The sequence below is a fragment of the Lyngbya sp. CCY1209 genome (genome assembly GCF_055795065.1).
Window position 1 is genome coordinate 36,192 of record NZ_JAYFER010000497.1, and the last position, 12,494, is coordinate 48,685.

At 50.1% G+C, this 12,494-nt stretch carries 8 protein-coding genes; 2 read left to right on the top strand and 6 right to left on the bottom strand.

All coding sequences use genetic code 11. The features are described 5' to 3' along the window. From AC0QHF_RS15745 to AC0QHF_RS15755, 3 genes are all read right to left on the bottom strand, one after another. Positions 1–3,231, bottom strand: a complete 3,231-nt coding sequence (locus tag AC0QHF_RS15745; RefSeq protein WP_324705178.1) for a UvrD-helicase domain-containing protein — start codon at positions 3,229–3,231, stop codon at positions 1–3. A 44-nt stretch (positions 3,232–3,275) separates the two neighbouring features. Next, positions 3,276–5,918: a PD-(D/E)XK nuclease family protein gene (locus AC0QHF_RS15750; protein WP_324705179.1), complete on the bottom strand. Its 2,643-nt coding sequence runs from the start codon at positions 5,916–5,918 to the stop codon at positions 3,276–3,278. A gap of 66 nt (positions 5,919–5,984) precedes the next feature. Further along, positions 5,985–6,809, bottom strand: coding sequence for an Rpn family recombination-promoting nuclease/putative transposase (locus AC0QHF_RS15755; protein WP_324705180.1), 825 nt, complete (start codon positions 6,807–6,809; stop codon positions 5,985–5,987). Between the two features lie 171 nt (positions 6,810–6,980). Here AC0QHF_RS15755 and AC0QHF_RS15760 point away from each other — a divergent pair, with 171 nt between their 5' ends. Continuing rightward, positions 6,981–7,787: a Uma2 family endonuclease gene (locus AC0QHF_RS15760; RefSeq protein ID WP_324705181.1), complete on the top strand. Its 807-nt coding sequence runs from the start codon at positions 6,981–6,983 to the stop codon at positions 7,785–7,787. Positions 7,788–7,882: 95 nt separating this feature from the next. Further along, on the top strand, positions 7,883–9,439 hold the full coding sequence (locus AC0QHF_RS15765; protein ID WP_324705182.1) for a serine/threonine-protein kinase: 1,557 nt from the start codon (positions 7,883–7,885) through the stop codon (positions 9,437–9,439). An 82-nt stretch (positions 9,440–9,521) separates the two neighbouring features. Here AC0QHF_RS15765 and rbsK read toward each other — a convergent pair whose 3' ends face one another. The 3 genes from rbsK to AC0QHF_RS15780 form a co-directional block, all read right to left on the bottom strand. Next, on the bottom strand, positions 9,522–10,445 hold the full coding sequence (gene rbsK / locus AC0QHF_RS15770; protein ID WP_324705183.1) for a ribokinase: 924 nt from the start codon (positions 10,443–10,445) through the stop codon (positions 9,522–9,524). Between the two features lie 60 nt (positions 10,446–10,505). After that, entirely contained in the window at positions 10,506–11,147 is a 642-nt protein-coding gene (locus tag AC0QHF_RS15775) for a GUN4 domain-containing protein (RefSeq protein ID WP_324705184.1), read from the bottom strand. Positions 11,148–11,452: 305 nt separating this feature from the next. Continuing rightward, positions 11,453–12,376 (bottom strand): TraB/GumN family protein, encoded by a 924-nt coding sequence (locus tag AC0QHF_RS15780; protein WP_324705185.1) that lies wholly within the window; start codon positions 12,374–12,376, stop codon positions 11,453–11,455. Positions 12,377–12,494: the final 118 nt, after the last annotated feature.

Sequence of the window (12,494 nt, forward strand, 5' to 3'; positions counted from 1 at the left end):
TTACATTGCTTCGCTCTGTTCATCCCAGCGATCTGCACAGATTTCAGAATAGCGACAAGTCCGACATTTGGGGGGAGACGGTTGGGCGGGATAGTCTCCTTTCTCCATGTGGCGGACGATGCTTTCCGCTTTTTGGGCGGTCGTTTTTAAGACTTCCGGAGACAGACTGTAAAGTTGTCCGTGTCGCAAGTAGGCGATGTGGGCTTCGGGTACATTTAAAGCTTCCGAATAAGCCCAAAGTTGCAGGTGGTGGTGCTCGGGTTTCAGGTCGCGATCGCTTTTATAATCCAACACCCAATTGTCCCCGACGCGATCGGCTCTGCCGTTAAATCTGATGCCAGCCCAGGTCAAATTGAGCTCAACTTCTCGACGATTTTCCGTTTCCCAAAACTGCCGAAAGACCTCCGTATTATCGAAATCTTTGGCGAGGTTAATTGCCTCAAAAATTAATTCGTCATCGATCCAAGATCCGGCGACATGACGCAATTTTACCACATCTCGGATATCCCAGTCTAAAGCGATATGGACAAGTTTGCCAACTTCCATTCCCCGGTTGGCCTCTTCCGACAAGCCGGGATGCCCGAGAACGTAGTTAAATTCAAACTGCTTCGGACAGCGATCGTATTCTCCCAAAGCCGTGACGGGCAGTTCAAACAAACCGGAACCCATATCCCCAATTAAAAGGGGTCGATTCTCCGACGGATTCGGGGGACTCGGTGGGACGGGCGGGATGAGATTTTTCGGGTTAATTTCAAGGGTTTGAATGGGGATATTTGCCACTTCTAAACCCCGCCGCAACCGCTCTAAACTTTCCCCTTTATCGTCGGCAGCGGTGAGCAATAAATAATCTCGACTGCGGGTCAATGCGACGTAGAGAATCCGCAATTCTTCGTCTTCTTCCCGCCGTTTTTCGAGATGCTGTAAATAGTGATAAAGAATCGGTTTTTTGTTGTTTTCTTCATTTTCCTTACAGTTGATAGCGACCCCATATTCCGGGTCGAAATAAACGGATGCCGAACGGTTTGGAGGTTGCCGCGTCAAGTCCGAGACGACGACGACCGGCCATTCTAATCCTTTGGCGGCAAAAATGGTCATCAATGCGACGGCATTTTCGCTACTGATGGGGGGGCGATCGACTTTTACCTTTTTGTCTCCCAAGCGTTTGAGACGGCGGACGACGCCGAATAAATCGTCGGTTCCCCGTTCCAAGGTTCTGACCAATTCTCGGAAGCCGTTCCAGTCCGCTTCGCGGCGGTTCGACCCCGGTAAATTGGCGATCGCGGCGGTGTATCCGGTGAGGCGATCGGCCCTTTGCAATAAGCGAGAGGGTGTCTCGATATCTCGATATTTTAGCAGTTCTTTTAAAGTGTTGATTGAATGTATAAATTGCCCCGGCGAAGCGTCGGTCAAATGTTGCCACCAACTGAGCTTTTCTGCGGAATTTTGTGTGGAATTATTCTGCAATTTGTCGAGGCTGAATTGGAGGAGGATGCGATCGCTGATGGCAAAAAACGGACTCCGCAAAACCGCCACCAACGCGATGTCATCCCCCGTATCCGCCAAAAACCGCAGCAGGGACCAAGCATCCTTGGCTTCTCGGGTTTCCAACAGGTTCCCACCCCCGGCGGGGGCGACGGGAATTCCGGCGGCGGCTAAAGCCTCTCCGTACACTTCCAGGGGTTCCCAGGTTCGGGTTAAAATGGCGATATCGCCGGCTTCAATCGGCCGCAGTTTTCGCGTCTCTTTGTCAAAAACTGGGGTTTGACTCTCCAGCATTGATTTTAAGGTTGTGGCGATAAAATTTCCTTCGACCATTCGCCTATCATTTTTATTCGTTTCTTGGATTTTTGGAACGACAAAAACTTGCAAGGGTTCCCTCTCCGATGGGGTCTCGGTTCGGGCGGCGTTCAAGTCCTGTCGCCCGTCTCCCAACAGGGGAGAAAAGACGCGATTAATTTGATGCATTAATCTTTGATGGCTGCGAAAACTTTCGCCGAGAATGATTTCGGTTCCTTGTTTTTTGAGGATGCGATCGCGGAATGTTTGAAAGACGCGAATATCCGCCCGCCGAAACCCGTAAATTGACTGTTTGCGATCGCCAACGACTGTCAAATCTGCCGTTTCGGTCAAGATTTCCAACAGTTCGCCCTGGACGGGGTTTGTGTCCTGAAATTCATCGACGAGAAACGCCTGCCAACGTTTTCGATAATACGTTTGGACTTCCGGATCTTGCAAGGCATTTAACGCCCCAATTTCGAGGTCTGGAAAGGTCAAAACCCGGCTTTGCCATTTCAACTGTTGCAGGTGATCCTTAACCTCCCGATAGCTTTCTTTCAACGCCGCCAGCATTTCCGTCAATTGGCGATCGGCTTCTCCGACTTCTAATGTAATTAGATTCTGTTTTAGGGCGGATTTTATCAAATCCTCTCGCAAGGTTCTCAAAGCATCCTTGACCTGACCTAGAACCTCTTCGCCCCAATTTTTTTTACTGCCGACTCTCAGATTAATTTTCTTCAGTTCTTCGAGATTTTCTCGAATATTTTCGCCCCGTTCGAGTTCAAACATGGCGGCGATCGTCGCCTGTCGGATCGCCTCCAATTTGTCGCCGGATTTGCCAATATTTTCGGTCAGGATTTCCTTCGCTTCTTCCCATATGGGATTTTGGGTGAGTTTTTCCAATTCGCGATCGCGCACTTCTGCGGCAAACTCCGACCAGTTCAAGTCTCGATTTAACGCCCGTTCCGCCATCAACGGATCGTCCGAAAATGCTTCCAATATTTTGGACAATAAAGAATAGGGAATTGTCTCAAAAACTTGGATCGGCAACCTTGACAAAGCCGCTTCCAACCCCTCGGACAGCCAAAGTTTTCCTTCCAGATCTTCCAAAACCCGGAAGTCCGCCGTCACCCCGGCAGCTTGGGGATGTTCGCGACAAATTCGACTCGCCAAAGCGTGAATGGTGCTGATGGGGGCGGCTTCCAATTCGGCGAGAATATCGCGGTGCAAGGAGGGTTCCGAAGTGACGCGAGAACGAATCCGCGATCGCAGTTCGGTGGCGGCTTTTTCGGTAAAGGTGACGGCGACAATTTCCAGCGGCGACAGTTTCCGTTCCCGCAAATAATACAAGTATCGTTCCGCCAACATATGGGTTTTTCCGGTTCCCGCCCCCGCCGTTACGACGACACTTTTCGGGGCGTTGGCGGCGGCGGCTTGGGAGGGTGTCAAACTCATGATTTCGTGTTTTATGGTATAATTAAAAAGGATGGTTTTATGATTTATTGTTCCTGTTTTTCCATCGGCGATCGCTTGCGACTGAGGCGGGTTCCCTTCCGGCAAACGGCATCAAACTCGCAGTATTGACAGGCTTTCTGTTCGATATCGGGATCGACGGGATAAGAACCCGTCTCTAAATGCCGTTTCACCTTTTCGGCAAATGCTTCCAACGTCTCCGGATCGGGTTTTGACTTGGACAAATACTTTTGTTTTGTGAGAGAATAGAATTGAGATTCTAATATTTTTTCATTTTCAAAATTTTGAGCGATCGCATTTTCGTAGAGTGCCAGTTGCAGGTCAATTTTGGCCCGCCCCGACTCATCTTTAATGCCTGGGGGAACACTGCCGCTGGTTTTGTAGTCCAACAGGACCAAACCTTCCGGGGTGCGATCGATGCGATCGACAACTCCCCGAACTTTTAAACCGTACCAGTCGGCTTGGAATGAAGTTTCCAATTGCAAAATTTCCGCATTCTCTGGCAAGAAACTCTCCGCCCTCAAATTCAATTCTAACATCTCCAAATGTTCCAAACGCCTGCCCTCCCAATTGGTCAAATTGGGGACTTCGATATCCTGTTCGGCTTCCCCAAAAGTCGCCTCTATTTCCTCTCGTCCCAGGCGCATTAAATCCGCCCTATTTTTAATCTCTTTCAACAGCAATTCCAAACAACGGTGATACAACCGCCCTCTCAAACTCGGACTCAGTTCCGCCTCAGCTTCCGGCAGATCTTTCAAGTGTAACAGATAGTTGGCGAACCACTTGAAGGGACATTGACCGATCGCGGTCAATTGAGAGGCGCTAAACGTGCGTTTTTGGGGGTCAGTTGGAATTCCGATAACGCCATCATACTCGTCCGGAATTTCGGAACTTTCCCGCCGTTCTTCGATCTGCCAAGCTCGAATGGCCTGGGGTGCGATCGCATCATCCGAAGGTAATCTTTCCGGCTGTTGCAAATAATAACGTCTGGCTTCCTCAAGACTCGCCAGGGGAAGGCTATCTGGGGGGGTTGCCGTCAGCCCCAAACGGGTGGCGTAGGAACTGGGAATCAGGGACGCTTTTTGCTGTTGTGAAGGATAAGAAAATGTCAGAGATTTCGTGGGAATTCTGAGCAATTCGTAAAAAGAGAGGGCTTCGCTTCGGGCGACATCCACCGCCGTTTCCAGGGGAACACCTCGCCGTGAAATCTGCTGGCGATCGTAAAAGTCCAAAACTGGGTCATTTTCGATGAGTGCGGGTAGCATTCCCTCCGCAAATCCCAGCAGAAAAACCTGTTCGTAACTCGCCCCTTGCAGGGAAAAAGGCGTGTGAACTTCCACCCCACCTCGTCCCGGTTGGATGGGAGCGGTCAACAATGTCATGATTTCCAGTATTTCCCGACAAAATGCCGGTTTGGAGATGCGATCGCCTTCCGGTCGCGAGAGTTCCACCAGGGATTGATCTAATTTTGAATAGGCGACAATTTCCCGACTCCAAACACCAGCATTTTTTCGGATTTCAAATTTTTTTAAAATCATTTGAATTCGCTCGATCCAATTTCCCCTGGTGTCAGATTCTGGAAATTCCAACACCGATAAATCCAGCCCCAACTGCTGCCAATCGTCCAAATTATTGGGTCGAGTTTGTCGCGCTTTCGCCCACAAATTTGGGGTGAGCTGTCGCGCCAACGGATGGCGGAGTAACTTAGCCGTTTGTTCAAAGGGGAAATTGTTTTGGACGACTTCTAATAACAATTCCATCCACGCCCCAATTTGCGTATCTCGCAAGGGGATTTGATAGAAGATTCGCAAGGGCAAATTGTACTCCCAAGCGATATCCAACAATAAAGGCCCATAAGTGCGTTCGTCCCGGGTGGCGATCGCAATTTCCCGAGCCGACGTTCCCCGTTGAATTAAATCTTTGACTTGGGCGAGAACGCCACGAATTTCTGCTTCTAAATTTGGATAAACATGAAATTGAATAGAATGGGAAATTTTATCCTTTTCCAAAAAACAGCTTTGCAGTCGTTCTCCCAAGGTCAAATGTTCGGAAATTTCCCCCGCATCGACGATCCAACCGCTGTCCTGTAAGGTGGCGATCGCCTGCTGATTCTTCGCCATAAAATCCGCGTCCCCGGAAGGCAAAACCCAGACGCTATTTTCTCCGGCAACGGCATCGATAAACTTCACTTGATCCGGCTGCGGTTGGAAATAGCCGTAAATGAATAGATCTGCGGGTTTCGGACGGTACGAAGCCGCCCACCAAAACAGTTGGGCGCGATCGATATATCCCCGTTCTTTCAATTCCTCTTCATAGCGACGGGTGAGTTCCGCCAGTTCTCTGATCCGTGGCGAATCATAGCCGATCAACTCTTGCAAATCAACTCCCGATCGCAGTAACATTTGACGGGAAGGTATCAGCGTCCTCGCCGTCCCTTCTGGGTCATTGGTCGTCAGATTTTCAGCCACAATTTTTCGCCAGATGCGATCGCCGGTCAGGGGAGGCGCGATCGCAATCTGATGGCGACTCAAAACCGAAATTGCAATCCGATCCAGGGGTCTGTGAGGCACGCCCAGGCGTCGGGCAGCTTGCCGACTGGGAGTAATGGCAGTCAGCGTTTTTTCCGGCTTGTTTGCGGCTGTTGGATTGAGGAGAAGCGATCGCGCCATCGGTCAGTTGAACCCTTCAACAATATCGTGATTGTACGAAAAGACTGCCGATGCCGTCAAATTTTTTTAGCGATCGTCGAGCGCCGCCCTCACCTGTTCGACTTCCAAATCCAAAGCCGTGGCGATCTGTTCCACCGTCAACCCCAATTCCAACAGTCGGGGAATGGATTCTAACTTACCCAAAATTCGCCCTTCCGTGCGCCCTTCTTCTCGTCCTTCCGTGCGACCTTCCGTGCGCCCTTCTTCCAAGGCTTCCTGATAGACTCGGGTTTGTTTCAAATCGCTGAGGCTGAACATGGCTTCAATCTCCTCCCGACTGAGGCGGGGTAATTTGTACATCAAAATGCTTTCGATCAATTGTAATAGTTCTCGCTGCGATCGCCCACCGGTTATTTCCTGGGGAATGCGGCGGAGCAAATCTCTGGCTTTGGTGATCGCCCGTTCCTCCGAGGCGACGATCAATTCCACCGTTTCCAAGCCGATGGAAGCGGGGGATTCGAGTTCATCGAGGTAAATCCGGGATACCCGCTGCGGGTTGAGAAGTTCCCGATAGCGTCGGGTGTCGCCGGTATCGACGCTGCGGTTCGGAAAAATGACCACCCCTCGCCAATCGTTGGCGCGATCGCTTTTATCTAAGTATAAGAAAATTTCGGTGAAAAAGCGAGAATAAAATTTGGAGTCGGGTTGAAATTGTACCTCACCAAAATAAATCGGTGGGTCGGGAGCGTCCGAATTGGGAAGAAATACCCCGTCAATGCGGAACGCCAGTTGTTTGACCTCGACCGATGCAAATTGATACTGGTTGGCTTCTCCCGGGGGGCGATCGATCAATTCAAAGAAAATTCCCGGGAAGGATTGAAAGAGGCGATAAAATATCGTGTCATTTTTCACGGATAGATATCGAATAATATTTCATTTAATTGTATCATATTGATTGAGAAAATCGACCCCACCCGGTCGAACCACTGATCAAAATTAAGATTGAGAAGTGAGTCGTCAAAAAGTTTGACACTCCGGATTGGATTTCTGCTAAAATTAGCTAAAACTGGCGGAGGTTCGATCATGACTCAAGAAACCGCAACTAACCCGCAGGCGATCGGCGATCGCGAACCCATCGCGCCGTCAGATTGGGAGCACCCATCCCCCCCCACGGATTTAATCTTTGATGACGGAGAACCCTTGGAAAGTAACCGCCACCGCATCGCCATGAACGTGCTGATCCGTTCCGCACAGCAGGCCCTCCTGCCCCGTCCCGATAGTTTTGTCGGCGGCAATATGTTCGTCTATTACAGTCGCCACCAGGCGATGAACCGCGACTTTCGGGGTCCCGATTTTTTCGCCGTTTTGGGAGTTGAAGGCGATCGCGAACGCCAAGGTTGGGTGATTTGGGAGGAAGGCGGACGCTATCCCGACGTCATTATCGAGCTGCTTTCTCCGAGTACGGCATCTGTCGATCGAGGTGTAAAAAAAGACCTCTACGAACAGACTTTCAAAACCCCGGATTATTTTATTTTCGACCCCTTCGATCCCGATTCTTTGGCGGGTTGGCGTCTGGATTTAACCCAAGGCTACCAACCCCTGTCTCCCAACGATCGCGGCTGGCTGTGGTGCGAAACGTTGGGGTTGTGGCTGGGAACTTGGGAGGGTGCGATCGACCGCGAACCGATGACCGGAACCTGCCACTGGTTGCGATTTTACGACCCCGAGGGCAATTTGGTTCCGTTGCCGGAAGAGGCGGCTCAACAGCAAGCCGAACGGGAACGGCAGCGGGCCGAACAGGAATCCCAGCGGGCCGAACAGGAACGACAGCGGGCCGATCGCCTAGCCGAACGGTTGCGAGAGTTAGGGATTGACCCGTCTGCGCTTTAATATATTTAAGGTGCGAGATCTGTAACGATTCAATTGGTTTGAATTTTATCCCGGTGCGACGGGTATGCTATCGCCGATCGCCTAAATTTCCCCAAATGATGAATACTGCAATTCCCCCCGGTCAAATTCTCAGAAATCACTATCTCATCGTCCGCGAACTCGGTCATGGCGGATTCGGACGCACCTATTTGGCGAAAGATAAAAATCGATTTGACGAATTGTGCGTGTTGAAAGAATTCGCCCCCCAGGTTCAAGGCAGTTACGGATTGCAAAAATCCCAGGAATTGTTTGAACGGGAAGCGCAAATTCTGTATCAACTCCGACACCCCCAAATCCCCAAATTTCAAGAACTGTTTCGGGAAAAAATCGGCGATCGCGGCTATCTTTTCGTGGTGCAAGATTATGTCGCCGGCTCGACGTACCGGGACTTACTCAAACAGCGACTTCGAGAAGGAAAATGTTTCACAGAGGCAGAAATTATCCGACTTTTAATCGACCTACTTCCGGTTTTAGAATACATTCATTCCCTCGGAGTCATTCACCGCGATATTTCTCCAGACAATATGATTCGGCGGGAATCGGACGGGTTGCCCGTTTTGATCGATTTTGGCGGAGTCAAACAGATCAAAGCGCAGGTGGAGTCGCAATTTTCACCTCGAAATGTTCACGGAAGCCCAGCAACTCGGTTGGGTAAGTTGGGTTACGCGCCGGATGAACAAATGCAGATGGGAATTGTCTATCCCCACAGCGATTTATACGGGTTGGCAGCGACGGCGTTGGTGTTGTTGACGGGGAAAGAACCCCAGCAGCTTATTGACAGTTATAACTTAACTTGGAATTGGCAAAAAGATGTCAGTTTGAGTTCCAAATTAAACCGGATTCTGAGTCGAATGTTGGCGCATCAACCCCGCGATCGCTACCCTTCCGCCCGTCAAGTTCTACAAGCTTTAAATGATACTTCAGAATACTCCAGTCCCTCTCCGACGCTACCGCCCCCGGAGTTGACGACGGCAAATCCCACCCCGACTAAAAACCAGAGTCAGCAGCAAACCCAGAAACAATTAAAACCCTTCAAATTGTCGTTCCGTTTGGGTACGATTATTTGGGTTTCGACATCAGTTTTGGTGATGGGAAGTGTGGGATGGGTTGTCGGAAATTATTGGGCTGATCGCCTGTCTAACTCACCTCAAAATAGCGATGATTTTGGAAAACTATCCGAACCCAAACGACAGGAAATTTTGCGCGATCGCCGTCGGGAATTGGGACTGGATTACAACTTTTTTATCGACCTAGTGAACGAGGAATTTTACTACCGCTATCCCGAACAAAGGGGACGACTGCTGACGCCAGATCCAGCCGATCGCCCCTGGCGAAAGCGGTGGGATGAAACAGCAAATCAAGTCTTAAATCGTCTGGAAACCCTCAGCGACGAATCTCGGCGAGGACTGGGAACTTACACCCAACGGGATCTCAACCGTTGGATCGAAGAAGCCAACGAACTCGACATCAGCACTTCAACGCTATTCGATCGCGCCGACACCGAATTTTATCAACTGTTTCCGGAACGTCGCGACGAGAAACGTTTGGTCGCAGAACCCATCATCCAAGTTTGGCGGGGCATCGTCCACGATCGCCTTTTGGAACTGCAATAATCATCATAAAAATCAGTCAAAATTACCACAAATTAATGGTCCTTAAATCTGTGTAATCTGCGTAATCTGCGGACTCAACCTCCTAATTCTCCGTAGCCGTGAGAACCGCTTCCAACGTTTGGCGATCGGGAAGCGAAGATTGCGCCCCAACTTTTGTGGTAGATAACGCCCCCGTCGCCGCCCCCCACAAAATCGCCTCCCGCAGCGATCGCCCTTCGTCCAAAGCCGCCGCCATCCCCCCGTTAAACGCATCTCCCGCCGCCACGGTATCCACCGCTTTCACTGCAAAGGCGGGGACAAAAAAGGATTCTGATTTTGTCGCCCAAAATACGCCCTTGGCACCCAATTTAATCACCGCAGCTTTCACCCCCCGATCTAATAAAAACGTCGCCGCTTTTTCGGCTGTTTCCGCATCATTAACCGAAAATCCCACCAGTTGGCTGGCTTCCACTTCATTGGGGGTGATGATCTCGATAAGCGGATAAAGTTTGTCGGGAAAACGATCCGGAACCGGGGCGGGATCGAGGATGACGCGGACTCCCGCAGCCTCGGCGGCGCGGACGGCAACTTCGACAGCTTCCCAGGGAATTTCGAGTTGTAATAACAGGGATGTCGCCCCCGAAAATAAAGGTTTCAGGCGATCAACATCTTCGGGACTGACGCAACCGTTCGCCCCCGGAATGATGATAATTTGATTTTCCCCGCTATTGTCAACCGCGATCGTCGCGACGCCGGAATGGGTGCTATTATCACGCAAAACGCCCTCGCAACCCACCGAATTCGCCCGCAACCCTTCCAAAAGGCGATCGGCGAACGTATCGCCCCCGACTCGCCCCACCATGTGGGTTGTCGCCCCCAACCGCGCCGCCGCCACGGCTTGATTGGCGCCCTTTCCCCCCGCGATCGTGATAAAATTGTAGCCCTGAAGGGTTTCTCCCGGCTGAGGAAGTCGCGGCGTTTGCGCCACCAAATCCATATTGATACTGCCAAAAACTAACACACTCATTGTTGATTCTTCCCTCACAATTACTCAAGTTCGTTGTTGGGCTTTAGCCCCATCAATGCGCTAAAGCGCAACAACAACAGTTAAATTCATCCACAATGATAAACCCTCCGCCGCCGTTCCAGTTCCCACACCATAACACGCCCGCCGTCGCCAAGCAAAAACCGGAAGGTGTCCGGGGGGCGCATTCAAATTGAACTGCAATTCTTCGTAATATTTCCAATTGTCTCCATCCCGCCACCCGACGCGATCGCAAAATTGTCCGTAATCTCGATCCGCGCTCTCCCAAATTTCCCGCTGCATTTTCAACCCGAATAATCCGCCACTGTAATACTCCCAATAATAGGCGATCGTGCGAAGATCTGTTGCGGGAAACTGTCCGATATCTTCCCCCGTCAGCCAGCCCTCACCTTCCCGCCCCATCACATATAATAAAATCTGCCAAGTGTACTCGTCCGCCGCCTTCCAATCCCCCGCCGCCAACAATTCCATCAACGGCGTATAATCCATCCCCACCTCAGATAAAGGCGGATTTTCAGTTTCCGTCCGTTCCAACCATCCATCCAGTCGCGAGACAGTCTCCGTCAGCCGTTCCGGGTTGATTGTTTCCAGATAATACAGAACCCATTCCAACTGATTTTGGAGGTTTTCCCGTTCGATTTTTGACGCTTCCAATTCCGATTCTATATTTTGTATTTTCGGCAATAAATCGGCGACTGTGACCCTTTTTTTCTTCGGTTTATTTGATACTTTACTTTGTAGATCCTGAAGTTTTCGCCATGTTTCCTGCGCCCATTCCAACCGCTTTTTATCAATTTCAGACTTGCCATCCGTCAAATCCCAGCCACAAACCTGACAATTTTCCGGGGGATTCCGATCCGAATACTCAAAACTACAAACCGGACATAAAAACATAATCTAAATCGAGAAAAAACCTCTGTAGGGGCGCAAGGCTTGCGCCATCAAAAGCTTGCTTATATCAATAAATACCATATTTTTTGATTTTTATTCTAATGCTGTTCGACAGAATAACCCCGATCGCGCAACATTTCGACCAATCCCTCTTCTCCCACCAAATGCCCCGCACCGACGACGATCAAATAGTCTTCGTCATCTCCCAAAAATCCGTCGATCTTCGCCATCCATTTTTGATTGCGATCGCGGAATATTTTATCCTCCAAAACCGGATAATCTTGAAATCCAGTCAGAATCAAATTCTCGAGAGTTTGCGTATCTCCCGTTTTCCAAGCGACCAGCATATCTTGAAATGAGGTTTCCAAGGTGTCAATTTCTTCGAGAGTCTGCCGCAGCAGTTTGTCCTGTTCTTCCGGGGGAAGTTCGTCGAATAAACTGAGTTGTTCTTCCACCGTTTCCAACGTGAGGATTTGTTTTTGATCCGCGATCGCCTTTTCAAAAAAGTAGCGATCGACCCCGTATTGGGGATCGAAACCGAGCCTTTGCAGTTGCAACGCCACCAGAGAAACGGAGACGAACCAGGGTTCAAAATTGCTAAAAATCTGGATCGGAAATCCCAGATCGTTCATCGTATTTTCGACGACTTGATAGGTTTCCGGCTGGACTAAATCCCGCAGCGTTTGTCCTCCCGGCGGTGTCGCCTTTTCCAACATCACCGACTGCGTTTCCAGGCTTTCCAGTTCATTCAAGTCCAATTCAAATACCACCTTTTCCGCTTCCTCAAAAGCCGTCTCCATCATCGGCGGGAGGGGATAATCATTTTGACTCAAGACGTGAATCGAACCCAACAGATAAACCTGATTTTGGGGCGTTTCAACTTCCCATAAAAATTGTTTGGATTCCGCCGCTTGCGAGTCCGCAACACGCGATCCGGACAGGATATAAATTGTGGAGATCAAGCCGACACTCGTCAAACGTCCGACGGCAGTCCATAAGAATGATTGAATAATTTTCGGCATTGCTGAAAAATATATCGTCAGTGAATCCCAAGGCGCGATCGCACCCCAATTGTAACACTTTCTCCCCCCAATTCTCCCCCCAATTCTCCCCCCAATTCTCCCCCCAATTCTCCCCCCT

Bases quoted from the DNA above. Each gene is read 5' to 3' on its own strand.
- AC0QHF_RS15750 (WP_324705179.1), bottom strand. From the start codon at position 5,918: ATGGCGCGATCGCTTCTCCTCAATCCAACAGCCGCAAACAAGCCGGAA.
- AC0QHF_RS15760 (WP_324705181.1), top strand. From the start codon at position 6,981: ATGACTCAAGAAACCGCAACTAACCCGCAGGCGATCGGCGATCGCGAA.
- AC0QHF_RS15765 (WP_324705182.1), top strand. From the start codon at position 7,883: ATGATGAATACTGCAATTCCCCCCGGTCAAATTCTCAGAAATCACTAT.
- AC0QHF_RS15745 (WP_324705178.1), bottom strand. From the start codon at position 3,231: ATGAGTTTGACACCCTCCCAAGCCGCCGCCGCCAACGCCCCGAAAAGT.
- rbsK (WP_324705183.1), bottom strand. From the start codon at position 10,445: ATGAGTGTGTTAGTTTTTGGCAGTATCAATATGGATTTGGTGGCGCAA.
- AC0QHF_RS15780 (WP_324705185.1), bottom strand. From the start codon at position 12,376: ATGCCGAAAATTATTCAATCATTCTTATGGACTGCCGTCGGACGTTTG.